Origin of the sequence: Candidatus Defluviilinea gracilis (genome assembly GCA_016716235.1) — a bacterium.
GTDB classification, from domain to species: domain Bacteria; phylum Chloroflexota; class Anaerolineae; order Anaerolineales; family Villigracilaceae; genus Defluviilinea; species Defluviilinea gracilis.
On the sequence record JADJWS010000007.1, the window covers coordinates 189,046 to 212,605 of the forward strand.

19 protein-coding genes, 1 tRNA gene and 1 other annotated feature are annotated in these 23,560 nt (G+C 53.9%); of the genes, 12 read left to right on the forward strand and 8 right to left on the reverse strand.

Features of this window, described 5'->3' with window-relative positions; all coding sequences use genetic code 11:
• Positions 1-6: 6 nt before the first annotated feature.
• Together IPM31_18905 and pckA are read left to right on the forward strand one after the other, a co-directional pair.
• Positions 7-1,233: a phospholipase gene (locus IPM31_18905; GenBank protein ID MBK9009043.1), complete on the forward strand. Its 1,227-nt coding sequence runs from the start codon at positions 7-9 to the stop codon at positions 1,231-1,233.
• A 117-nt stretch (positions 1,234-1,350) separates the two neighbouring features.
• The gene (gene pckA, locus IPM31_18910; GenBank protein MBK9009044.1) at positions 1,351-2,994 is read left to right on the forward strand and encodes a phosphoenolpyruvate carboxykinase (ATP); all 1,644 of its coding nucleotides are present in this window, start codon (positions 1,351-1,353) and stop codon (positions 2,992-2,994) included.
• A gap of 99 nt (positions 2,995-3,093) precedes the next feature.
• Here pckA and IPM31_18915 read toward each other — a convergent pair.
• Together IPM31_18915 and IPM31_18920 are read right to left on the reverse strand one after the other, a co-directional pair.
• Positions 3,094-3,170 (reverse strand) — tRNA-Asp (locus IPM31_18915).
• A gap of 44 nt (positions 3,171-3,214) precedes the next feature.
• Positions 3,215-4,351 carry a L,D-transpeptidase gene (locus IPM31_18920; protein ID MBK9009045.1) on the reverse strand — a complete coding sequence of 379 codons (1,137 nt, stop codon included), beginning with the start codon at positions 4,349-4,351 and terminating at the stop codon, positions 3,215-3,217.
• A 186-nt stretch (positions 4,352-4,537) separates the two neighbouring features.
• Between IPM31_18920 and IPM31_18925 the strand changes: the two genes are divergently transcribed.
• Genes IPM31_18925 through IPM31_18935 form a run of 3 tightly spaced genes read left to right on the forward strand, consistent with a single transcriptional unit; the run spans position 4,538 to position 6,399 of the window.
• Positions 4,538-4,885 (forward strand): roadblock/LC7 domain-containing protein, encoded by a 348-nt coding sequence (locus IPM31_18925; GenBank protein ID MBK9009046.1) that lies wholly within the window; start codon positions 4,538-4,540, stop codon positions 4,883-4,885.
• Positions 4,886-4,897: 12 nt separating this feature from the next.
• On the forward strand, positions 4,898-5,533 hold the full coding sequence (locus tag IPM31_18930; GenBank protein MBK9009047.1) for a 4-vinyl reductase: 636 nt from the start codon (positions 4,898-4,900) through the stop codon (positions 5,531-5,533).
• 11 nt (positions 5,534-5,544) lie between these two features.
• Positions 5,545-6,399: a response regulator gene (locus tag IPM31_18935; GenBank protein MBK9009048.1), complete on the forward strand. Its 855-nt coding sequence runs from the start codon at positions 5,545-5,547 to the stop codon at positions 6,397-6,399.
• Positions 6,400-6,439: 40 nt separating this feature from the next.
• On the opposite strand, the gene rsmA is transcribed toward IPM31_18935, so the two are convergent.
• The 5 genes from rsmA to IPM31_18960 form a co-directional block, all read right to left on the reverse strand.
• Entirely contained in the window at positions 6,440-7,291 is an 852-nt protein-coding gene (gene rsmA, locus IPM31_18940) for a ribosomal RNA small subunit methyltransferase A (protein MBK9009049.1), read from the reverse strand.
• Positions 7,282-8,418, reverse strand: a complete 1,137-nt coding sequence (locus IPM31_18945; GenBank protein MBK9009050.1) for an LCP family protein — start codon at positions 8,416-8,418, stop codon at positions 7,282-7,284. The genes rsmA and IPM31_18945 overlap by 10 nt, the downstream gene beginning before the upstream one ends.
• Positions 8,419-8,421: 3 nt before the next feature.
• Positions 8,422-9,621, reverse strand: coding sequence for a G5 domain-containing protein (locus IPM31_18950; protein ID MBK9009051.1), 1,200 nt, complete (start codon positions 9,619-9,621; stop codon positions 8,422-8,424).
• 125 nt (positions 9,622-9,746) lie between these two features.
• Entirely contained in the window at positions 9,747-10,478 is a 732-nt protein-coding gene (locus IPM31_18955) for a prolipoprotein diacylglyceryl transferase (protein MBK9009052.1), read from the reverse strand.
• Positions 10,479-10,673: 195 nt separating this feature from the next.
• Entirely contained in the window at positions 10,674-11,216 is a 543-nt protein-coding gene (locus IPM31_18960; GenBank protein ID MBK9009053.1) for a redoxin domain-containing protein, read from the reverse strand.
• A gap of 110 nt (positions 11,217-11,326) precedes the next feature.
• Between IPM31_18960 and tkt the strand changes: the two genes are divergently transcribed.
• From tkt to IPM31_18990, 6 genes are all read left to right on the forward strand, one after another.
• Entirely contained in the window at positions 11,327-13,297 is a 1,971-nt protein-coding gene (gene tkt, locus IPM31_18965; GenBank protein MBK9009054.1) for a transketolase, read from the forward strand.
• A gap of 187 nt (positions 13,298-13,484) precedes the next feature.
• Entirely contained in the window at positions 13,485-13,949 is a 465-nt protein-coding gene (gene rpiB, locus IPM31_18970) for a ribose 5-phosphate isomerase B (protein ID MBK9009055.1), read from the forward strand.
• 40 nt (positions 13,950-13,989) lie between these two features.
• A complete protein-coding gene (locus tag IPM31_18975) occupies positions 13,990-14,223 on the forward strand; it encodes a DUF433 domain-containing protein (protein ID MBK9009056.1) in 234 nt (77 codons plus the stop codon).
• A gap of 87 nt (positions 14,224-14,310) precedes the next feature.
• Positions 14,311-14,913, forward strand: coding sequence for a hypothetical protein (locus IPM31_18980; protein MBK9009057.1), 603 nt, complete (start codon positions 14,311-14,313; stop codon positions 14,911-14,913).
• A 2-nt stretch (positions 14,914-14,915) separates the two neighbouring features.
• Positions 14,916-17,654, forward strand: a complete 2,739-nt coding sequence (locus IPM31_18985) for a bifunctional transaldolase/phosoglucose isomerase (GenBank protein MBK9009058.1) — start codon at positions 14,916-14,918, stop codon at positions 17,652-17,654.
• Positions 17,651-17,986, forward strand: a complete 336-nt coding sequence (locus IPM31_18990; GenBank protein ID MBK9009059.1) for a 4a-hydroxytetrahydrobiopterin dehydratase — start codon at positions 17,651-17,653, stop codon at positions 17,984-17,986. The genes IPM31_18985 and IPM31_18990 overlap by 4 nt, the downstream gene beginning before the upstream one ends.
• Before the next feature lie 267 nt (positions 17,987-18,253).
• Here the strand turns inward: IPM31_18990 and IPM31_18995 are convergent, their stop codons facing one another.
• Positions 18,254-19,876, reverse strand: a complete 1,623-nt coding sequence (locus tag IPM31_18995) for an alpha-galactosidase (GenBank protein ID MBK9009060.1) — start codon at positions 19,874-19,876, stop codon at positions 18,254-18,256.
• Positions 19,877-19,966: 90 nt separating this feature from the next.
• Positions 19,967-20,203, forward strand: a binding site (T-box leader).
• Positions 20,204-20,307: 104 nt separating this feature from the next.
• Between IPM31_18995 and IPM31_19000 the strand changes: the two genes are divergently transcribed.
• Positions 20,308-23,448, forward strand: a complete 3,141-nt coding sequence (locus IPM31_19000; GenBank protein MBK9009061.1) for an isoleucine--tRNA ligase — start codon at positions 20,308-20,310, stop codon at positions 23,446-23,448.
• Positions 23,449-23,560: the final 112 nt, after the last annotated feature.

The window sequence follows — 23,560 nt, forward strand, 5'->3', positions numbered from 1 at the left end:
GCATTCATGTCGAATCGGCGAAGGACATCACAACGAAACACACTGGGAACACTCCTCGGGTTAATCCTGATCGTCATCATCGGATTCATCACCACCCTGACCGGCTACGACGCCGGGAACGTTCCCTTACCCGGCGCAGAGACTGCGACGGGATTCCCGCCTCAATCGCCAAGTGAATTTGCCCCGCCAGTGGACACCTTGATCGCCCCTCCGGCAACCGCGCAACCCCAAAGCGGCTTGTGGTGGGAAGTTTATTTTACCGATCGTTCCAATATCAACGACCCGGCGCAGTGGCAAAATTCCATCGAGGGCGCGCTGATCCAAAAGATCAACGCCGCGCAGAATGCCATTCACATCGCCGCCTTCGAGTTTGACCTCACGCCTGTTGCCGAAGCCTTGATCGCCGCCCGTCAGCGCGGATTGGATGTGCGCTGGGTGACCGACGATGAGCACGGGCTGGATGCAGACGAAGAACCGGGTCGCGGTCAATTCGCGGTATTGCAGAACAGCGGGATCGAAGTACGCGCCGACAACCGTTCGGCGTTGATGCACAACAAATTCATCATCTTCGATTATCAAACCGTGTGGACTGGTTCGACCAACCTCACGCAAAACGGAATCTTCAAGCAGGAAAATAACGTGGTGGTGATCCATTCGCCCGCCGTGGCGGCGATCTACGAGCGCGAATTTCAAGAGATGTGGGATGGGCAATTTGGCCCCAAATCGCCCTCGCAGTTGAGCGAGCAATCGGTTAATGTGAACGGGACGCAGATTTGGGTGGTCTTCACTTCGGAGGATGGTGCGCTGGAGCAGGCGATCATCCCCATTGTGAATTTTGCGCAATCGAGCGTTCGTTTCTTAGCCTTTAGCTTTACCGACTTCCCGCTTGCCAATGCCATGATCGAACGCGCCCGCAACGGGGTGAGCGTGGCAGGCGTGTATGAAAACGTCGGAAGCGACACCGACGCGTCGGAGTTTGATACGCTGACTTGCGCGGGCATCGCGGTTCGGCGCGACGGCAACCCGAATTTCATGCACAATAAAGTTATTATCGTAGACGAACGCTTTGTGATCACCGGCTCGTTGAATTTTTCCACGAGCGCCGAGGAAAGCAACGACGAGAACGTGATCATCCTCGACAACCCCGACATCGCTTCCTTGTATATGCGGGAGTTTGAGCGCATCTGGTCGCAGGGAACAGACCCACAGCCGGGGTCGATCGCCTGTCAGTAGTTTGACAGGTTTTGATAGGAAGAAACTCAATTCCCCGGCGCCGGGACGGTGTTATCATTAACGTGAAGGCGCTCCCTTCACTTCCCCCAATTTACCCTTTCTTTACGAGGTGACTTAATGAGCAACTCACGAAACGGAACAACTCCAGCCGAAAACTCGGCATTGACCCGTCGCGCAGACTACGATTTGTCTAATCACGGCATCGACGGCTTACGAACCGCCTACTGGAACCTGCCCACCGAAGGGCTGTACGAGGAGGCGGTTTTTCGCGGCGAAGGCGCAACGACGGAGGGCGGACCCTTCGTCGCCCATACCGGTCAGCACACGGGCAGGTCCGCCAACGATAAGTTCGTGGTGAAGCATGTTGATTCGGAAAAGATCGTTTGGTGGGGCGGTAACCGTCCATTTGAGGGCGCGAAATTCGACGCGCTGTATAACCGTATGACCGAATACCTAAAAGGGCGCGATGTATTCGTGCAAGATGTGTACGCCGGCGCCGACCCGAAGTATCGTTTGAACGTCCGCTTTGTGACGGAGGAGGCGTGGCACAGTATTTTCATTCGGAACATGTTCATCCTGCCTGAAACTTCAGACGAGATCAAAAACTTTATGCCTGGCTTCACCATCCTTGATGTGCCGAGTTTCAAAGCAGATCCGGCAAGCGATGGAACGCGCTCCGAGACTTTTGTCCTGTTGAATCTCGAGCGCAAACTGGCGATCATCGGCAACACGCGCTATGCCGGCGAAATGAAAAAGTCGATCTTCACGCTGATGAACTACCTCTTGCCGTTGCGTGGCGTGATGTCTATGCACTGCTCGGCGAACGTAGACCCGGACGATCCAAATGATGTGGCGTTATTCTTTGGTTTGAGCGGCACTGGCAAAACGACCCTCTCTGCCGATCCAACGCGACGGCTTATTGGAGACGACGAGCATGGCTGGAGTGATGACGGTGTTTTTAATTACGAAGGCGGTTGCTACGCCAAAGTGATCGGACTCTCGCAGTCAGCCGAGCCGGAAATTTACGCGACCACCCACATGTTTGGGACGATTCTGGAGAACGTGGTGTTTGACCCGGCTACCCGGGCGATTGACCTCAACGATTCGTCTCTCACCGAAAATACGCGCTCTTCGTACCCGTTGACGTTCATTGAAAATGCCGTTCCTGAAAAGAAAGCCGGGCATCCAAAAAATATCATTTTCCTCACCGCGGATGCGACCGGTGTCATGCCGCCGATTGCGCGGTTGTCGGTGGATCAGGCGTTGTACCAGTTTATTTCCGGGTACACAGCCAAACTGGCAGGGACCGAAGCGGGCTTGGGGAAAGAGCCGGTTGCCACATTTTCCGCTTGTTTCGGCGCGCCGTTTCTTGTCCATCATCCATCGAAATACGCGGAGTTGTTGCGGCAAAAGATCGAAAAGCATCATGTGAAATGTTGGCTGGTGAATACCGGCTGGGTGGGCGGGCCGTATGGCGTGGGCAAGCGTATTTCGATCAAACACACGCGCGCGTTGTTGAATGCGGCTTTGACGGACAAACTTGACGGGGTGGAGTACCGCCGCGACCCGGTCTTCGGATACGAGGTTCCTACCACTTGTCCCGAAGTCCCAGCCGAAGTTCTCGACCCCGCTTCCTCGTGGAAAGATCGATCGGAACATGAGGCGAAGTACAAACAACTCGCTCAAAAATTCATTGATAACTTTGCTAAGTATGCGGGTGAAACGCCGAAGGAAGTGACTGAGGCGGGACCGAAGGTCTAACAGGGGGTCGGTCAAACAAAGTATTGACCATGTCTAGCGCGCCTGATGTGAATTTTGGAAACAAAAGAACCGACCTGGTGGTCGGTTCTTTTATATTCTTGGCGGTCCCGACGGGATTCGAACCCGCGATCTCGGCCTTGACAGGGCCGCATGTTAGGCCGCTACACCACGAGACCAATCTAACAGCGGGCGAGAGTTTACCATGCAGAATAATGAAGTGTCAATATGCCCAGTCGTGATATAACGCGGGATCTGTGGGAGTTAATCCCGATGGGTCGTGAACATATACCCAATCGCCTTCGTTTGCCCAGTTATATAACCAATGCGCATCGCCGACGGAGAGGTTTACGCATCCATGCGATTGAGGGTAGCCGAAGCGCGTGCGCCAGTATGCGCCATGCAGAGCGCGCGCTTTATCGAAATACATTGTCCAGGGCACATTATCGAGGTAGTAAAAATCGGTCGGGTCGTTGTTGCGCATGTTTTCGGTTTCTTTTTTCAAATAGATCTGAAACGTACCGGGGCGCGTCCAGAAGGGTTCAAGCCCGCTGGCAATGACGGTGGCGAATACAATTTCAAAATTGTCGTATACGGCAAGGGTTTGCTCGGCAAGGTCTACGTCTATCCAACGACCGGTCGTCACGCCTGCGGGCGGGCTGGTGTTGGGAGTGACGATAGCCACCTTACGCGCCTCCACCCATTGATTTGGTCCGATCATGTTCCAGTCCACGCCATCTACATTTTGAGTTTGATAAACCTGTATCAGTTCTGCGAACGGGTTGATGAAATTTCCTGTTTCAGGAGCGCTGTACCCCGGCGCTTGTTTGATTGGAATATATTCAAACGCCCAGCCGAAGGGTCGCTTGGGAGTGGCTGTGAACTCAAGCCCCTGGTACGAGGAGATTTCAGAAACGCGCGACCCTTTTCCCCGTATCCAACTGCCATCCTGGAGCATGTAGTAAATTCCATGCCCGGTATCCACGCGATCCACATAACTGACGTACACAAAGCCCGGCATATAGGCGTTGCCGGTTTCAGCGCCGGCAGGTCCGTTCAGGATCGGAACAAGATCGTTGTCGAGGTGGAAGTAGAAGTAGGGGAGTTGGGTCAGGCTGAGGTCCGGGTGTTTCGATGCGAGCGGGCGCGGAGGAATCGTCAACCCCAGTTGTGAAAGTTCCGCGAGGTAGTTGGATGGTCCGAGGGGCAGGCAATCACCGGGGTCAACGAGGTAGACATCCGGCGCGCATAACACTGCTCCGCTTTCGCTTTCAGATTCTGTGTGCGCAGACACGGGGCGTTGCATGTTGGCGCTGATCAAAACCGCCAGGGCAAAGACAAGAGAGGAAATTTTTTTCATAGTAGTCTTTGGAAATTATAGCATTTGAATGTTTGCACTTCTGTAAATTTGCATGAGTTTGAAGCGGCTGGCTTGACACTTTTTACCCCGTAATCTAAAATATCTGTAAGTTTGAATCGCCCCTATCTGCATCAAGCAGGTTGGCGCCCTTGGAGGGCTGTCTTGTCCAAATCTCGCACTCAACAAATGGTGGATCGTCTTCGTGAATTGCAAGCATCGTCGCCGGACATTGAAGCGTCGGCGGTTGTTAGCGTTGATGGTTTGAGCATTGCCTCTGCCCTGCCTCAAGGCGTGGAAGAAGACCGCGTTTCTGCCATGTCTGCCGCCATGCTTTCGCTCGGCGAGCGGATCGCCACCGAATTGGGTCGCGGTTCGCTCGAGCAAGTGTATATCAAAGGCGAAAAAGGTTATGTGCTATTGATGTCGGTGGGGCAAGAGGCTGTGCTGACCGCCTTGGCGCGCGAGCAGGCTAAGTTGGGCTTGATCTTTCTGGATATGCGTCGCGCCGCGGAAGATCTTGCGAAACTGATCTAATCGGAGAATCTAATGAGCCCTGTTCAAAAAGCCGGTCTATATTACCCCAATAAATTTGGTTTGATCACGATCAAGTCGCTCGAGGAAGTGATGGGCAAGAATGGCCTGAACGCCATCCTCAACCTCGCGGGTATGAATAACTACATCGACAATTACCCTGCCGATAACCTGGATAAGGGATTCGATTTCGGCGAACTCTCCGCCATCGGCAGCGCGTTGGAGGATATGTACGGTCCGCGCGGCGGGCGTGGGCTGGCGCTGCGCGCCGGTCGCGCCACCTTTTCAGACGCGTTGAAAAACTTTGGCGCTCTCGCCGGCGCGGCAGACCTTGCTTTTGTGGTGCTTCCACTGCAAGCCAAATTAAAGATCGGCATTCCGGCGGTGGCGAAGATCTTCTCGCAGTTAAGCGACCAGCACAGCACGGTGGAAGAAAAAGATACCGAATTCATTTACACCATCCATAAATGCCCGTGTTGTTGGGGGCGCAAGAACGCGGATAAGCCGGTGTGTTACCTTGCCACAGGTTTATTACAGGAAGCGCTCAAGTGGGTGTCCGGCGGCAATGAGTTTCGCGTCAACGAGTCGAAGTGTGTTGCCGTTGGCGATGCCGTTTGCGAGTTCGTCATTCAAAAAGAACCGATTGCCTGATCGGGGGCGTTGTGGCTGAAGCCAAATCGAAGATCCTTATCGTCGAGGATGATCTCGATATTGCCGAAATGTTGAACGCCTATTTTCGCGTTCAAGGCTATGAAGTCTTTACCGTCAATTGGGGGGAGGACGGCGTGCGCGCCGCGCAAACGGTACTGCCAAATTTGATTATCCTCGATATTCGTCTGCCGGATATCGACGGCTTTGAAGTTGCCCGCCGGGTGCGCGAAGACCGCCGTACCAATGAAATCCCCATTATTTTCCTGACTGAAAAGCGCGACCGTTCCGACATCTTGCAAGGTCTCGAGGTCGGCGCGGACGATTATATCACCAAGCCGTTCGATGTGCAGGAACTGCGCCTGCGCGTGCGAAATTCTCTTAAGCGCGTGAGTCAGGCGTCGCTGACGAACCCTGTGAGCGGTCTACCCGAAGGCGCCCTTGTGGATGAAAAGTTGTCCGATGTGGTGCACAAGTCCGGGCTATCGCTCTTGCATATTTCCATCGCCAATTTACAGGTTTTCAGGGAAGCGTATGGATTTGTCGCGTCCGACGATGTGTTGCGCGCCATCAGCCTGATGATCTCGAACGCTTTGAAAGAAACAGGTTCCGCTGACGATTTCCTTGGGCATATTAGCCCCTCTGATTTTGTTGTTGTGCTTTCGCCGGAGACTCGCGTTGCGTTCCAGGAGAAGATCAACTCCAGATTGCAACAATCCCTCGATTATTTCTATCCGCTCAATGACCGCGAGCAGGCTTCGAAAAGCAAAAACCGATTAGCAATTCGCGTCAGTGAAGTGCCCGCTGTTTTTGGCAAATATTCCTCGGTGGAACAGTTGAAGAAGGAATTGCTCAGCAGGAGCCAGTGATCTTGTAAAGTTCTTTATGTTCATAGCCAAAGCGGAGCCCTTATCGCTCCGCTTTGTGTTTTCCATATAGCGCGCAAAGTGTTCGCCATTCGTCCAGGCTCAGAGTTTCCGCCCGGCGCATTGGGTCGATGCCGGCTCGGTTGAGGAGTTCGACGATCTCTGTGGTGGATTTGCGCAACCCCGCGGATAGAGAGTTTCGCAACGTTTTTCGTTTTTGAGCGAAGCCCGCCTTGCTCAGCTTGAAAAATAGACCGAGCGATGGTTCTTCGATGTACGGGGTCGGGTAAATCTCCACCGTCAATATAGCTGAATCAACGCCTGGCGCGGGAAAGAACGCGCTGGAGGGAATTTTTGCCGCAAGGCGGGGGATTCCGTAAACCTGCACGCTTAATGCCAACAGACTCAGATCGCCCGGCTGGGCGCAAATCCGTTCTGCCACTTCTTTTTGAATGGTAAGCACGATCCTGCGCGGCTTGTTTTTGCTTTCCAGCAAGTGACGGATGATCGCTGAGGTGATGTAGTAGGGGATATTTGCCACCACAAGATATTCGGGTTGGTGGACCAACTCGTCGGGCGCGATGTCAAGAATGTTCCCATGTACCACGCGGATATTTCGATGGGGGGCGGTGATCTCTTCAAGCGGGCGAAGCAATCGCTCGTCCAGTTCGACCGCTACCACTTCCCGGGCAGATGCGGCGAGGTGGCGCGTCAGGCTACCCAGACCGGGACCGACTTCCAACACCGTGTCGGTCGGTTGAATTTCTGCCGTTTGCGCGATGAGTTCGAGGGCGCGCGGGTCTTGCAGGAAATTTTGTCCGAGCGATTTATTCGCGCGAAGCCCAAATCGCTTCAAAACGGCGGAAACATTGAGCGGAGGAATGTTCATGGGCAAAACGGCACCTCCTCGCTCGAGGCTTCGGCGGACACGCTGGCAGTTTGCCAGGCGCCTTCGTTGAACTGATGGACATATTCGCGCAGGATCTCAAAATCCGTTTTGAGGATCGAAATGTTCTTGCCGAAGACCGGGTCGAACTCGCGCGTTTGCACGAAAAGGGTTTGAGGGAAACCCACGAAGCGAATGTTGCTCGTTTGGATTTGCGCGCCGAGGCAAGCCAGGTCGCTGATCTGCGCCGGGCTGAGATCGGTCTGGATGTTATCCCTGAAGGCTTGTACCAATTCTGGAATATCCTTTATAACTTCCGGGCTGGTCAGTTGGTCGCGCAACGCGCATAGCACGCGGTTTTGATTCTCTGCGCGGGCGAACCCTCCCTCGATGCGGATGCGAGCCAGCGTGAGAGCGCGGTCGCCCATCAAGTGAAGTTGCCCGGCGGGGAAGACCAGCCGATCGCTCAAGTCTTCCCCGGTTCGCCCGTCCACAGGTTCGGGCAGGTAGACGTCGATGCCGCCGACCGCATTTACGATATTGACAAACGTTTTCATGTTGATCGCCGCGTAGTGATCGATGCGCGCGCCGAAGTTGAGCGCCAGCGTGCGGGCAAGCAGACCGGGTCCTTGCGCGGGATCGTTTGTGTATTTAAAGCCTGGATTCCCGTAGAGGTACGCTTGATTTAATTTTTCATGTGTCTGCCCGTCGAGATTGTCGGCAATGTCGGGGATCTCCACCCACAAATCGCGCGGAAATTCGAGGATGGTGACAGTTTCGTTCACGAAGTCTACACGCGCAAGGCGGATCACATCGGCAAGCCCGTAGTTGTACGAGTCGGCGCGGGCGTCACTGCCGATAAGAAGAATGTGCATGATCGGCGTTTCACTACACTGCGCGGGCTGGGTGGCGGCTGAATTGGCTGAATCAACTGTAATGGCGGAGAGTGGCGTTTTCGTCGCGCGGAGATCTGGAGTCCACGTGGCGGGGAGCGCGAAGGGAGTCCACGTCGGTAACTGCAACGAAGGTCCGAGCGGGGCGCTCCATTTCTTGGTGTAGAGCGAATACACCGCGCTTGATAACAAGATGGCGATAATGAATAACAGCATTAAGGCGGTTTTCTGCGGGCGGTTCACAAATTATTCCAACACATAAATAATATTTGGGGGTACGGGCGTGAGGAAATATACGGTCACCCACGAACTCCATGGCATAAAATCGTTGTCACTGTAGGCAACGTCGATCCATGGCTTGCCGATACAACCTCCACAGACATCTGCCACGGTTGCGAAGCCGTAGCCGGGGATGAAGAGTTGTTGCCCGCCCATGCTCAAGTACCAATCGTATTTCATGCCCGCCACGCCTTTTTGCACGGTTGCCCCGCTGGAGGTTCCGTGATAACAACGGTCTCCGCCCGAGCGGCACGGCGAATAAGAAGTCACATACATTTGCGCGGCGCGCCAGTATTCGATGGTCACGCCATCCACAACCGCCGTCTTGATCTCGATCTTCGTTCCGTATCCGACCACGCGGTTTTCAGGTTGGCGCACAACGGTCTCTTCTTCGGTGATGCGCGAAATTTCGTTTCCATCTTCGTAGCGGATGCGGATACGTTGAACGGTCAGCCCGGTTTCGCCGGGGTGCAAGACTTGAGTCTGATCGAGCGGCACATCCGCCGAGGCGACGAATTCGCTCGTGTAGGGAATCGGCTTTTGCGCGAGGATCACCGACTCGGAGACTCGCGCCACTTTGATCTGCCCATCCGCCGGTAGCGCTTCATTTTCCGACGGGATGCTGTAATCGCCTCCGATCAGGGGAATCCCAGCCCCAGCCAGCGCTTCTCCGATCGTTTGGGCGGGGGAGGCGGTTGTGATCGCTTTACCGTTCGAGGTAATGACGAGAGGATGCGTTTGATAAATGGTTAGAGGAGATTGGAGATTGGAGATTGGAAGTTGGATCGATTGACTGAGAGCGTCTCCGGAGTGAATCTGTATCCCTGCTTCATGCATGGCTTCGCCAATTGTAAAGGCGGAGGTTTGAAACATATATTGCTCTTGAGGAGTGGAGATGGCGACTGGGACCGCCCGGCGAATTTGAAGAGTAATAGGAAATTCCGCGAGTGGGCGGTCGCCCGCCAAAGGTATGCCGTTGACCAGAATGCTGTCTTCCGGCGCGAGAGAAATTCCCGCATCGGAAAGAATAGAAACCGGGATGCGTTCGTCAGTGTAAAGCGCGAGGATCTGGTCGCCGTCAATCACTGTGACGGTCTGCGAAGCGGCTGGCTGGCAGGCGGCGAGGAGGAAACTCAGCAACGCAGTCTTCAGGATGGATGTTCTCATAAATCGAATCGTTTCGGTAAATGCTTGTTCGCAATTTTACCAGTTTGATGAACCGCAAATATTTTGTAAGAAACCCTGTCTGAAACAACATGGGACGCTGAGTTACATTGGCAAACGTTCTTGAATCATTTGCGATCTGGCGCGTTTTGCCATTTCTGCTCGCTGGTTATGAACACGATCGTCAACGCCACCCACGCGACAACCTGCGCCAGTCGAATTCCGCCGAGGATCAATGTGCTATCGGCGCGGAAGGCTTCGAGGAAGAGATGCGCCCCAGCAGTGAGCGCGGTGAAATTGAGAAAAAGCGCGCCGGGGGATAATTCTGATTTGCGAAACCAGATGATGCCAAAAATAATCAGCGATGCGATCAACTCGTAGATTTGAGTTGGATGCCGCGTCGCGTTCCATAAGTCAATGCCCCAGGGGAGAGTGGTGGGACTGCCGAAGGCTGTCCCTGCGGCGAGGTGGGAGAGGTGGAGCCCGATGGCGAGGGCGGCGAGGACGGGTGTGAGGGCGTCGAGAGCGTTCCAGAGTGAGAGGTTTTGTTTTTTGCCGTAAATGATTCCGATGAGAAGCCCCGTAACGATACCACTTGTTGAGTCGAACAAGTCAACGTTTAGGGAGAAGATGTTGAGCGGCGAATCGGCGAACGCGGAGTAATTTGCCAGCGCGAAGAGAATCCGCCCGCCGAGGAGGTAGCCGAACAGACTGTAGAAGACGAGGTTGTTGAGCGCGTCTTTCGAGACGCCGTGACGCTCTGTCCGTTTTTCGGCGAGGGCGAGTCCGATCCAGAGGGCGGCGACGAGGAGGATGAGGTCGCGGGGAGGGGCGAAGAGGGTGCGGAAGGATTCGATCATGGCTTAAGATTTTTGTACACGGATTTCACGGATCGCACGGAATTATCTGTAAAATCACGGAAGGCATCCGTGCCCCATAAAATGTTAGACCTTTTGCGTTAGTGCTTGTAGGGCGGGTTTTCAACCCGCCATTCATCAACATCAAGAGGGTGTCAGGCTAAAAGCCTGACACTACGATTGACTCAGGACGGAATGTCACTTCAATATTTCCTCCACCCTCGTCCTCAACAACGCCTCTGCCATCGGTCCGCCGATGACGACTTCGTTGATGATTCCTGCGCGGGTGATGAAGAACGAGGAAGGGAGTGAGCGGAGTTGATACGCGCGACCAACCACAGCAGATTCATCGAGCAGGATGGGGAAGGTGAGTCCGTGCTCTTGGATGAACGGCATAACAGCAGAGGCGTCGTCTTGATAAGTCATGTTGATCGCAAGGACAACAAGCCCTTCGTCTTTATATTCGTTATACACTTTTTCTATCGCGGGCATCTCCGCGCGGCACGGCGGACACCACGTTGCCCAAAGATTGATCAACACGGCTTGCCCGCGTAGATCGGAGAGGCGAATTGTTTTGCCATCGGTGGTTGGCAAAGAAAAGTCGGGGGCGAGAAAACCTTGATGGGGCGCGGCAGTTGTCCCTGCGAAAGAAGCGGCGTTTTTATCCGCGCTGAGAAAAATCCACACGAGTCCGAGAATCAAAATGACAGCGTATGCGAATCGTCGTTGAGTTGCGTTCATGTTCGATTCAATTCTACGCGGATTTGCTTTTCAGGTCGAGTTAAGATTTGTTTATCATGCGCTAAAACTACGATGGTACAATTTGAAGAAATAAAATCGTCAGGGATACTATGACAAACGATCTTCAAACACGCGCGATCAACACATTACGATTCCTTTCGGCGGATGCCGTGCAGAAAGCCAACTCGGGTCACCCCGGACTTCCGATGGGCGCGGCGGCGATGGCTTTCACCATTTGGACGCGGCACCTGCGGCACAATCCGCGCAACCCAAAGTGGATGGGACGCGACCGCTTCATTCTCTCGGGCGGACATGGTTCAATGCTTTTGTATTCGCTCCTCCATTTGACCGGGTACGACGTGAGCCTCGACAACATCAAGAACTTCCGCCAGTTCGGGAGCATCACGCCGGGTCATCCTGAGCATGGACTCACGCCCGGCGTCGAAGTGACGACCGGTCCGCTCGGGCAGGGATTCGCGCAAGGCGTGGGCATGGCAATTGCGGCGACTCATTTAGCCGCGCTATTCAACAAACCCAACTATGATCTCATTCAATCGTACATTTACGGCATCGTCACCGACGGCGACTTGATGGAGGGTATTTCATCGGAAGCCGCGTCGCTGGCGGGACATCTGCAATTGGGGCGGATCATTTATTTGTACGACGATAATCACATCTCGATTGACGGCTCTACAAATTTAGCGTTCACTGAAAATCGCGCCGCGCGTTTTGAAGCGTATGGCTGGCATGTGCAAAAAATTGACGATGGCAACGATGTGGAGATGATTGACAAAGCCATTCAGAATGCGAAGAAAGACCCGCGCCCCTCGATCATCATGTGTCGCACCATCATCGGTTTCGGCGCGCCGCACAGGCAAGGGACATCCAAAGCGCACGGTGAACCGCTGGGTGATGAGGAACTGAATGCCGCAAAAGAAAATTTGGGCTGGCCCCTTGAGCCGCACTTCTTCATCCCCGACGATGTGTTGGCGTTCTTCCGCAAAGCCGTGGAAACAGGGCGCGAGCGCGAGATCGATTGGAAGATGAAACTCGAAGCGTACGGGCGGTTGAATCCGCAGTTGGGTTCTGAGTTGAATCGCCGCATCGCTGGCAAACTCCCCGATGGTTGGGATGCGAACCTTCCAACATTCCCCGCCGACGCAAAGGGCATGGCGACGCGCGCGTCGTCGGGCAAGTTGATCAACGCGCTCGCGCCGATCCTGCCCGAACTCATCGGCGGCTCGGCAGATTTGGCTCCCTCGAACAACACCATGATAGACGGAAGCCCATCGTTCCAAAAAGAATCGCCCGAGGGACGCAACTTCCACTTCGGTGTGCGCGAACACGCGATGGGCGCGGCATTGAATGGCATGAATTTGTTCGGCGGCGTGATCGCGTATGGCGGCACATTCCTGATCTTCTCCGATTACATGAAGCCTGCCATTCGCCTCGCCGCCATTTCACACGCTCCTTCGATTTTTATCTACACACACGACTCGGTCGGACTTGGCGAAGATGGTCCGACTCATCAGCCCATTGAGCAACTCGCCGCATTGAGAGCGATTCCCAACATGGTGACGATTCGCCCCGCCGATGCGAACGAAGTCCGCGAGGCGTGGAAGGTTGCCATCTCGCGCCGCAACGGACCGACCGCGCTGGTTCTCACTCGTCAAGCATTGCCCACGCTCCCCGTACGACAAACTTCCAGTTTGTCTAAAGGCGCGTATGTGTTGCAAGACTATGGAACCCCCGAAATTATCTTGATGGCAACAGGTTCGGAGGTCAGTTTGATCTTCGACGCCGCGCAGAAACTTCATGAGGAAGGGAAAGGCGTACGCGTGGTTTCATTCCCCTCTTGGGAGTTGTTCGAGAAACAAGACGAAGCATACAAAGAATCTGTGTTGCCGAAAAACATCACGAAGAGACTCGCCGTCGAAGCAGGAGCCAGCCTCGGCTGGGAGCGATACGCCAAGTCCACGCTGTGTATTGACCACTACGGCGCGTCCGCTCCGTATAAGGTCATCTTTGAGAAGTTTGGGTTTACGGTGGAGAATGTTGTGGCGCGCGCTAAGGCGCTTTAAACACAAAGGACACAAAGAGCACGAAGGTGGGTTGAGTGATGGTTTTGGTGTTGGCTCTTGAGTTTGGTTTTGAAGGATTTTGTCGTAAGGATTGGTTGAAAGAAAGTCTGAATGAAATCACCACGTTGCGCCACTTAAAACCTTAGTGACCTTTGTGTCCTTCGTGGTAAAAAAGGTTGTAACCAAAATGAAAATCGCCATTGGATTTGACCATGCGGGCTTCCCGCTCAAACAAACTGTTCTTGACGCCGTGCGCAAAGCGGGGCATGAACCGATTGACAAAGGTACAGACTCCACAGCGAGCGTGGACTTTCCCGATTTCGCCGAGAAAGTGGGACGCGCCATCCAGAGCGGCGAAGCGGAACGCGGAATCCTGTGTTGCGGATCGGGCATCGGCGCGTGCATCGCCGCGAACAAGATGAAAGGCGTGTACGCGTCCATTTGCCATGACACATACTCCGCCGCGCAGGGAGTATCCCACGACGATATGAACGTCCTTTGCCTCGGCGGTCGCGTCATCGGACCTGAACTTGCCAATGCGCTTATCCTCGCGTTTTTAGGCGCAGAGTATCAGGGGAATAAGGAGGGAGGGGAGAGGTTGGCGAGGAGAGTGGGGAAGATTCGTAAATTGGAAGATGAAGCAGGAAGATAGGAACGTATAATTGTCGCGTAGCGAAATTCGGAGGTGTATGATGACACAACAACATGTGGTTTCAGACCCAAAAATCATGATGGGACAGCCTGTCGTCTCAGGCACGCGCATCACGGTGGATTTGATTCTGGAAAAAATATCGTCGGGCGAATCGTTCGAGCAGGTGCTGGCGGCTCATCCGCGCTTGACTCGCGAGGGCATCCAAGCCGCGCTAAACTTCGCGCGTGAAGTCTTGCGGGCAGATGTTGTTTACCCCATCGCCGAATCTGCTTGATGAAGATCCTTGCCGACGAAAGCGTGGATCATGAAATTGAGTGGGGAAGATTCATAAATTGGAAACCGAGAATGGCAGGAGTATTTTATGAACGAGATTGTCTTTAAGCCAAAACACAATTGGTTTTCAATCGTTTTTCTTGGTTTGCTAATCATTTCGTTAGGAGGCGCAGCTTTGGTAGTCGGATATGTAACTGGCGATAATGCCATTTTGGTGCTTGGCGTTCTTTTCGTTCTGATGGGGCTCTATTCAATTGGTAGAAGATCAACCTTGATAGTTATCGGTAATGCTGAAGTTGAGATGAAACGCTTATTTTTGCCTACCGTTGCCCTTGACTATGAAAATTTTACAGACTTTACAGGTGCTGCATTTATGTTTGGAAATAAAGGCATCCCTTTAGATGATATGACAAATGCACAGGAATTCGTAGAAATATTTGCGCCAGTTCTTGAAGGGCAAAAGGTTCGATCAACAGGGAAATACGTTGCGGACGTAAACCGAACAAACAAGGCTCTGAAGTATGCGGCTATTCCATCAATCGTTATCACGCTTGCGGCGACATATATCTTGAAAGGGTATTTTAAACTGGAGTACGATGGAAAATTGGTTGGCGGACTTATATTTATTGTTATATTGTTTGTCATTTATTTTGGCTTACAAAAACTTGAAGAATACAACAAAGAGAAGTGACCATGAGCCCTATTACTAAACTCACATCCCTCGGACAATCCCTCTGGTACGACAACATCCAGCGCAAAATTCTGGAAAACGGCGAATTCAAAGCGATGATCGAACGCGGCGACATTCGCGGCGTCACGTCGAACCCGAGCATTTTCAACAACGCCATTGCCAAATCAACCGATTACGACTCCGCGCTTACTCCGCTCGCGTGGGCGGGCTGGGACACGAAGAAGATCTTTTGGCAACTCGTCATCGAAGATATCAAAGCCGCGTGCGACGCGTTCCTGCCGTTGTATGAAGAATCCAACGGCGGCGACGGCTACGTCAGCATCGAGGTCACGCCCGATCTTGCGTACGACACCGAAAAGACCATCGCGCAGGCACAGCAATTGTGGGCGCGAGTGGCGCGTAAGAATCTCATGGTGAAAATCCCCGCTACCAAAGAAGGTATCCCCGCGATTCGGAAATCCATCGCCGCGGGGATCAATATCAACATCACGTTGATCTTCTCACTCAAACGTTACGCCGAAGTGATGGACGCCTACCTCAGCGGACTCGAAGACCGCGTCAATGCGAAACAATCCATTGATCACATCGCGTCGGTCGCGTCGTTTTTTGTTTCACGCGTGGACACGAAAGTTGATCCGCAACTTCCCGAAGGCTCCCCGCTCAAAGGTAAAGCCGCGATCGCAAATGCAAAACTTGCTTACGATGAATATCACAAAACATTCGCTGGCTCTCGCTGGGAAAAACTCAAGTACAAAGGCGCGCGCGTGCAACGTCCGTTGTGGGCGAGCACTAGCACGAAAAATCCCGCCTATCCCGACACGTATTACGTGGACAACCTCATCGGTCCCGAAACGGTCAACACCATTCCGCCCGCCACGCTCGACGCCTTCAAAGATCACGGCACGGCGGCGCTCACGCTCATGCGCGGCGTGGACGAGGCGCAGAACGACATCGCCCAACTCGAAGCGCGCGGCATCTCGATGGATGTCGTGACGAAAGAATTGGAAGACGAAGGAGTCAAAGCCTTCGATGAGGCGATCACGCATTTGCTTGCAACCATTGAAGAGCGGAGGAAGAACGCCGCCTCTTCTCTCGGACCTCTAACCGATTCAGTCGCGCAGCGTTTATCGCAACTGGAGGCTGATTCGGCTCCCGCCCGCCTGTGGAAGCATGATCCCACTCTTTGGGCTCCCGCGAAAGACAAGGCTGGTCAACACGAAGTCACCATCCGCATGGGCTGGCTGGACTCAACCGACAAGGCTCGCAAGAAAATAAAAGAATATCAAGATTTCGCCAAAGAAGTTCGCAGCGCAGGCATGGATCGAGCGTTGGTCATCGGCATGGGCGGCTCGTCGCTCACTGCAGAAGTGTTGAGCCTGTTGTTTACTGCGCATGGAGAGAAGCCTTCGCTTTCAGTCGGCATTTTAGATTCCACCGACCCCGCGCAAGTGGCTGAAGCCGCGAAGAATTATCTTCCCGAAAAGACTCTCTACATCGTTGCCAGCAAATCAGGCGGCACGGCAGAGGTGATGGCAAACTTCCATTACTTCTGGAAGTTGAGCAAGAAAGACGGCTCGCACTTCGTTGCCACAACCGATCCCAATACCTCGCTCGGAACATTAGCGCGAAAAAACGCGTTCAGAAAAGTTTTCCTCGCCGATGAATTCGTCGGCGGGCGCTACTCCGCGCTGACCGACTTCGGACTCGTCCCTGCCGCGTTGCTCGGAGTGGATTTGAATCACCTCCTCGACCGCGCCGATTGGATGCGCTCTCAATGCGACGAACACGACCCTGCCGCGCGCAACCCTGGCATGGCGCTGGGAGCCGTCATTGGCGAATCCGCTCTCCACGGGCGAGACAAGTTGACCGTCGTGGCTGACGCGGCTTTGTCGCCGTTTGCAAATTGGATCGAGCAGATCATCGCCGAGTCCAGCGGCAAGAATGGCAAGGGCATCCTGCCTGTGCCGCTCGAACCGATTGGCGATGTGAAAGAGTATGGCGACGATAGAATTTTTGTGTACCTGCGTCAAACAGGCGAACACGATGATGCCATGACGAAACTTCGCAACGCAGGTCATCCTGTCATCCAATTACCGATTACTAATTACTACGACATCGGCGCTGAAATTTTCCGCTGGGAAATCGCCACCGTCACCGCATGTTCGATCCTTGGCGTGAACGCGTTTGATCAGCCGAATGTCGAATCGAGCAAGAAGATCACGAAGGCGATGATTGCCGATTACCAAAAGAAAGGCAAGTTGAAAGAAGGCAAGCCTGCGTGGAAGAAAGACGGCGTGAGCGTGTTTTCGCCGACCGCCGTGACGGGCGCGTCGTTGAATGCGGTGTTGAGCAAGTTCTTGAAGAAAGCGAAGGCAGGCGGCTATGTTGCGATCAACGCCTACCTGCCGCGCAACGATGAAATGACCGACGCTTTACAAAAGATGCGCGCCGCGATCCGCGCCAAGACAGGCAACGCAGTGACCGCTGGATTCGGTCCGCGCTTTCAACATTCCACAGGTCAATTCCACAAAGGCGGACCGAAGAACGCGCTGTTCCTCGTCGTCACCGCCGATGCTGAAAAAGATTTGGATATTCCAACCGAAGGCTTGACGTATGGCACGCTCATCCGCGCGCAGGCATTAGGCGATTACGAAGCGCTGATCGAAGCGAAGAGGAAAGTGTTGCGCGTGCATTTGCCCTCGGTGAATGAAGTTGCTTATTTATTGAAGGCGTTGGAATGAGATTAGCAGAACTCAAATGCGTCGCCTGTCGCGGCGGCGACCCCAGCCTGACCGAAGCCGAGATCGCCGAACTTCTTCCTCAAGTCCCCGAATGGCAACTCGTGGAGCGGGATGATATCCCGCGCCTACAGCGCATTTTCAAATTCAAAAATTACGCCCAGTCATTGGACTTCACCAACAAAGTCGCTGCCATTGCCGAAGAGCAGGATCATCATCCGCTGATCGTGCTGGAGTGGGGACGAGTCATGGTTCAGTGGTGGACGCACGTTGTGAAAGGCTTGCACAAGAACGATTTCATCATGGCGGCGAAGACGGATAATTTGTTTTCGTAACGCAACATATTGCAGATTGGCTATTAAACCGAGCAATACGAGAATAACCCGCAGACCCCGAAGGGGTCAAATGATTATAGTATTGAAGGATGTATCACCACATTCAACCCCGAAGGGGTGTCACAGGTTGCTAATTTATGTCATCTGTCGCCACGGCGCCACGCGACGCCTTCGGGATTGGCTTTATGGCAACAATCCATATCGTGTTTGTTGCTAGATTTATTGGTTAATTTGCAACATTGCGCGTTTGCGGAAAGCGAGTTGCTACTACGATTCGATTTCCGCCCTCTGCCTCTTCTTCCTGAAAGCCGACTTGTTCAAGCGATGGAATAAATTCAACGCGAATGGTTGATTTCCCAGCCAGCCCATGAACGAGGCGGGGAGTTTGGTTAGACCACGCGGGGGAGGGGGTAATGCTAGAGCGGATGAAAAGTCTACGATGCGGTCGTCAATTTGGAAGGTCGCGCGGTTGATGCGTTTCACTTGCGGAGACGCGGTTAGAAACTCGCGCAGGGACTCGCGCTCTGCTGGAGATATCCACTGCGGCAGTTCGGAGGTCGCTTTGAAGTTGCAGATGAAGGCGAGGTCTTGAAGAAGCTGTTTGTGTTCTGCTGAAAGCGAATTTTCTTTCCCTGAAAAGTAAACCACATCAGGATCAACGGCAATCAACGGCTGAAGCCACAAGCGACTCACCGTTGTGCGGACGGCGTTTCTCACGCCAGGTGTTGTGAAGTTATAGAGCAGGGTTGCATCGCGCGGGTCTTCCCATTTGTCGGAAACATCGGGTCCGATGCGGAGCGCGTCGCACAAGCCGAGCGATGGCAGGACTGGTGAGCCGCACGCGAGGAAATACGCATCCGTGCCCATGGCTTCGCGCATCACTTTCAATGCTCCGCGATACGCCTCTTCACTCGGCAGATCCACAAATCGTTTACCGGGCAATGCGCCCGCGTAGAGAAAATCCAATTTCAGATAATCGAATCCCCACGCGCGGACTTGTTTCATCAACGCGGCAAGCCATTCGAGCATGGCAGGATGTGTGACATCCAGCGCGTATAGTTGTTCGCCCCAGTTGAATCCTGCTGACGCAAATTTTCCATTTTCATCGCGCAAGAACCAATCGGGATGTTCACGAAATAAACGCGACGACTCGACGGTGATCAATGGCGCGAGCCACAGCCCAGCCTTTCGCCCAGTGGACTTAATCTTTTCTGCCAGCGCGTTCATGCCTGATGGGAATTTTCCGTTCACCTCCCAATCGCCGATGGAGGTTTGCCAGCCGTCGTCCACTTGCAGAACGTCGAAGGGCAGGTCGCCTAACTCGTCGAACGTGCGGAAGAGGATGGCTTCGTCAATGGCGGTGTACAGGCTGTACCACGAACACCAGACGCGCGGCGCGGGCTTGTCTGACTTTTTGCCGAAGCGTTTGCCCAATTCTTCGGCGTATTTTGCAAAGACAAATTCTTCGCTTCCGCGCGCGATGAACCACTCGCCATCGTCGCGTTCGTACCAACCCTTCGACATGCTCAGGGCAGCGCCCTCGAGTTGTGACTCGGAATTTTTTGACGATAGTTGAACATGCGATTCCAATCCCAACGCGCCGACAAGCAAAATATCGTTCTCGTCTAATTCCACTGCGCCGATCCACGAACTGTGCGGCGACGTTTCATTCACGTAGCGCGGATCAGTTTGCAGGGGATGGAGTATCGCGGGGCGTTGAACGGGGAGGGGGGGTGGCTCTGTCCACGCGGCGAGGGACCAGGATTGCCATCCGTGGCGATAAAACTTCCGAGGAGGGCGAGGCAGGCTGACCGTCAGAAAAGAAGCGTTGATGACTAGGGGCGAGCCAGCCTGAGGCGGCGAATCCAGTTTGAGAGGGGGAGTCGGCATAAGAGCGATTATCCAATAAAAATGGCGGATTATCAATCCGCCCCACGATTTTGTTGACGGTCAATTATTGTTGTGGCATAATCTGCCAAATCAAAGGCAGTGAAGAGAAGAGTAGGTTTGTGAGTCTGTCAGCGAGTGTGGGCGCGGTGTGAGCCACACCAGCGAGCAAATCGAAGATCATCTCGGAGCCATTTTGCTGAAATCGAAGTAAGCGAATCGGAGTTGCCCTCCGTTATCAAAGCAGGGCGATGTTTGTCGCCGATGAGTGTCGCGCATTTGGCGTGAAATCAGAGTGGTACCGCGTGAGTTTTAACTCTCGTCTCTGGAAAGAGATGAGAGTTTTTGTTTTAAGTGCAAAACGTCCCGCAGGTTTTCGTTCAAAACTTTGTTGCGCGATTCAAACCTGCGGGACGGTGAAAGAGGAGATCATTATGTTCAAACCAGTCAACTCCAAACTCAACGTGACTTCGATGGAAGAAGCCATGATGAAATTTTGGAAACAACGCGACATTTTCAAAAAGACGACGCAACAACGCGAAGGCGCGCCTGAGTATGTTTTTTATGAAGGACCGCCGACCGCGAACGGCAAGCCTGGCGTGCATCATGTGTTGGCGCGCGCGTTCAAAGATATGTTCCCGCGCTACAAGATCATGCGCGGATTTCACGTCTCGCGGCGCGGCGGCTGGGACACGCACGGTCTGCCCGTCGAAATCGAAGTGGAGAAACAACTCGGCTTCAAAAACAAACAACAGATCGAAGAATACGGGATCGATAAATTCAACGAGCTGTGCAAAAAATCCGTGTTCACGTACATCCAGGATTGGGAGAAACTCACCGACCGCATCGCGTTCTGGGTTGACCTCGAAGACGCCTACGTGACCTACACCAACGACTACATCGAGTCGGTGTGGTGGATATTGAAAAATTTCTGGGACAAAGACCTGCTGTACAAGGGCTACAAAGTTGTGCCGTATTGCCCGCGTTGTGGCACGCCTCTTTCGGACCATGAGGTTGCCCTCGGCTACGACGACGCGATCGACCCTTCGGTCTTTGTGCGCATGCCGCTGGTGGATAAGCCCGACACATCACTGCTCGTGTGGACAACAACCCCGTGGACGTTGCCGTCCAACGTCGCTGTTGCCGCGCATCCCGAAGAAGAGTACGTGACTGTCGAACGCGATAACGATGGCAAAAAAGAAAAGTTGATCCTCGTGAAGTCGCTCGTGCAAAAAGTGTTCGGTGACGAAGAAGTGAAGGTCGTTGAAACGTTCAAAGGCAAAAAGTTGAAGGACGTGAAATATCATCCACTGTTCACGTTCCTGCCGCCCGACAAGCCCGCACATTACGTCGTGTTGGGAGATTTCGTCACGACAGAAGACGGCACAGGCTTGGTTCACATCGCGCCCGCGTTCGGTCAGGAAGACATGGAAATGTCGAAGCAACACAACTTGCCCGTGTTGATGACCGTTCTCCCCGACGGGACATTCGTCTCCGAGGTGACGCCATGGCGCGGAGTGTTCGTCAAAGACGCTGACCCAATGATCACCGAAGACCTGCGCGCGCGCGGACTGTTGTTCAAGGCGGGTGAGTACAAACACACCTATCCGTTCTGCTGGCGATGCGGAACTCCGCTGTTGTATTACGCGCGCGAGTCGTGGTACATCCGCACAAGCGCGTTCCGCGAGAAACTTGTCGGCTTGAACAACACCATCAATTGGGTTCCCGAACACACGCGTGAGGGACGGTTCGGCAATTGGCTCTCCAATAACATTGATTGGGCGTTGAGCCGTGAGCGTTATTGGGGCACGCCGCTTCCGATCTGGGAATGTGAGAACAAGCATCGCGAAGGCGTTGGCTCGGTGAAGGAACTCTCTGAAAAAGCGGGACGCGATCTCAGCGAACTCGATCTGCATCGTCCGTACGTGGATCAAGTCCATTGGGATTGCGCACAATGCGGCAAGCAAATGAGCCGCGTCCCCGATCTCATTGACGTGTGGTTCGATTCGGGTTCGATGCCCGTCGCGCAGTGGCACTATCCGTTCGAGAATAAAGATAAATTCGAGTCGCAGTTCCCCGCTGATTACATCTGCGAAGCCGTTGACCAAACGCGCGGCTGGTTCTATTCGCTTCACGCTATCAGCACACTGCTATTCGACAAAGTTTCGTTCAAGAATGTTTTGTGTCTCGGCTTGATCCTCGATGGCGACGGGCAGAAGATGTCGAAGAGCAAGGGCAATATCGTTGCGCCATGGGACGTGCTGAGCGTTCACGGCGCCGACGCGTTCCGCTGGTATCTTTACACGGCAACTCCGCCAGGGCAAGAGCGACGCTTCTCTTCCGATTTGGTGGGCGAGGTCATCCGCAACTTCACGCTAACGTTGTGGAACGTCTACTCGTTCTTCGTGACGTATGCGAATCTCGATAAACCCACCGTAACGACCATGCCAATCGCAACAAGCGACTTGGATCGCTGGCTGTTATCTGAATTGAATGTGCTCGTCCGCGATGTGACGGAGGCGTACGAAAAATATGATGTGACCAACGCGACGCGTCCCGTCGAGGCGTTCGTCGAGAAATTGTCCACGTGGTATCTGCGACGTTCGCGCCGCCGCTTCTGGAAATCGGAATCGGACTCCGACAAGCAAGCCGCTTACTCGACGTTGTACACGGCTCTTGTCACCCTCTCGAAGCTGGTCGCGCCCGCGATGCCTTTTCTCGCCGACGAGCTGTACCAAAACCTCGTCCGCTCTGTGGATGAGTCCGCGCCTGAGTCGGTGCATCTTGCCGAGTGGCCCCAAGTGATGCCTGAGATGATAGACGAGTCGCTGAACCATGACATGGCGACCGTGATGAAACTCGTCTCGCTCGGACATTCCGCGCGGCAGAAAGCGAATCGCAAAGTCCGTCAGCCGCTTGCCGAAGCCGCGTTCTCTGTCGGAAATGCGAACGAACGCAAAGCCGTCGAAAACTATGCCGACCTGTTCGTGGACGAGTTGAACGTGAAAAAAGTCCGCTTGCTGGACGCCTCGACTGAAGCCGTATCGCATACGGTCAAGCCGTTGCCCAAGCAATTGGGACAAAAATACGGCAACAAATTCCCCGCGCTCCAAAAGGCGATCCTTGCCTTGAATGCGGAAGAAGTTGCGAAGACGCTGATGTCTGGCGAAGCGTTGAAAGTGAGCGTTGAAGGAGTCAACTACGAAATTTTGTCTGAAGAGGTGGATGTCAAGGCGCAGGCGAAGGAAGGATTCGCGGTTGCCGAAGATGGCGCGTATGTCGCCGCGCTCGTCACCGAGTTGACTCCCGAACTCGTACAGGAAGGTCTCGCGCGCGAATTTGTGCGGCGCGTGCAAGACCTCCGCAAGAGCGCGGACTTGGACGTGGCTGACAGGATCGAACTGTTCGTCGAAGCCTCCGCAGGCTTACGGTCCGCGATCGAGGCGCACAAGGAGTACATCACCGCCGAAACGCTCACGTCGAGTCTCCAGTTTGCGAGTCCGCCCAGCGGCGCATCCAGTGTGGATGACTCGTTCGACGGCGAGACGGTCAAGGTTGGGCTGGTGAAAAAATAAGGCTTGTCGTGGAGCGGGATGTGATCCCGCTCGTTGCGGCGTTGCGGGATGGCATCCCGCACCACGAAAAATAATTTTGAAAGGCGCGTTGAAAGACGTGCCTTTTCTTTTA

Excerpts from the sequence above, each read along its gene's own strand:
- IPM31_18995 (MBK9009060.1), bottom strand. The coding sequence starts at position 19,876 with ATGCCGACTCCCCCTCTCAAACTGGATTCGCCGCCTCAGGCTGGCTCG.
- rpiB (MBK9009055.1), top strand. The coding sequence starts at position 13,485 with ATGAAAATCGCCATTGGATTTGACCATGCGGGCTTCCCGCTCAAACAA.
- IPM31_18920 (MBK9009045.1), bottom strand. The coding sequence starts at position 4,351 with ATGAAAAAAATTTCCTCTCTTGTCTTTGCCCTGGCGGTTTTGATCAGC.
- IPM31_18990 (MBK9009059.1), top strand. The coding sequence starts at position 17,651 with ATGAGATTAGCAGAACTCAAATGCGTCGCCTGTCGCGGCGGCGACCCC.
- IPM31_18955 (MBK9009052.1), bottom strand. The coding sequence starts at position 10,478 with ATGATCGAATCCTTCCGCACCCTCTTCGCCCCTCCCCGCGACCTCATC.
- IPM31_18960 (MBK9009053.1), bottom strand. The coding sequence starts at position 11,216 with ATGAACGCAACTCAACGACGATTCGCATACGCTGTCATTTTGATTCTC.
- pckA (MBK9009044.1), top strand. The coding sequence starts at position 1,351 with ATGAGCAACTCACGAAACGGAACAACTCCAGCCGAAAACTCGGCATTG.
- IPM31_18980 (MBK9009057.1), top strand. The coding sequence starts at position 14,311 with ATGAACGAGATTGTCTTTAAGCCAAAACACAATTGGTTTTCAATCGTT.
- IPM31_19000 (MBK9009061.1), top strand. The coding sequence starts at position 20,308 with ATGTTCAAACCAGTCAACTCCAAACTCAACGTGACTTCGATGGAAGAA.
- IPM31_18975 (MBK9009056.1), top strand. The coding sequence starts at position 13,990 with ATGACACAACAACATGTGGTTTCAGACCCAAAAATCATGATGGGACAG.
- IPM31_18950 (MBK9009051.1), bottom strand. The coding sequence starts at position 9,621 with ATGAGAACATCCATCCTGAAGACTGCGTTGCTGAGTTTCCTCCTCGCC.
- IPM31_18930 (MBK9009047.1), top strand. The coding sequence starts at position 4,898 with ATGAGCCCTGTTCAAAAAGCCGGTCTATATTACCCCAATAAATTTGGT.
- IPM31_18925 (MBK9009046.1), top strand. The coding sequence starts at position 4,538 with ATGGTGGATCGTCTTCGTGAATTGCAAGCATCGTCGCCGGACATTGAA.
- IPM31_18905 (MBK9009043.1), top strand. The coding sequence starts at position 7 with ATGTCGAATCGGCGAAGGACATCACAACGAAACACACTGGGAACACTC.
- IPM31_18985 (MBK9009058.1), top strand. The coding sequence starts at position 14,916 with ATGAGCCCTATTACTAAACTCACATCCCTCGGACAATCCCTCTGGTAC.
- tkt (MBK9009054.1), top strand. The coding sequence starts at position 11,327 with ATGACAAACGATCTTCAAACACGCGCGATCAACACATTACGATTCCTT.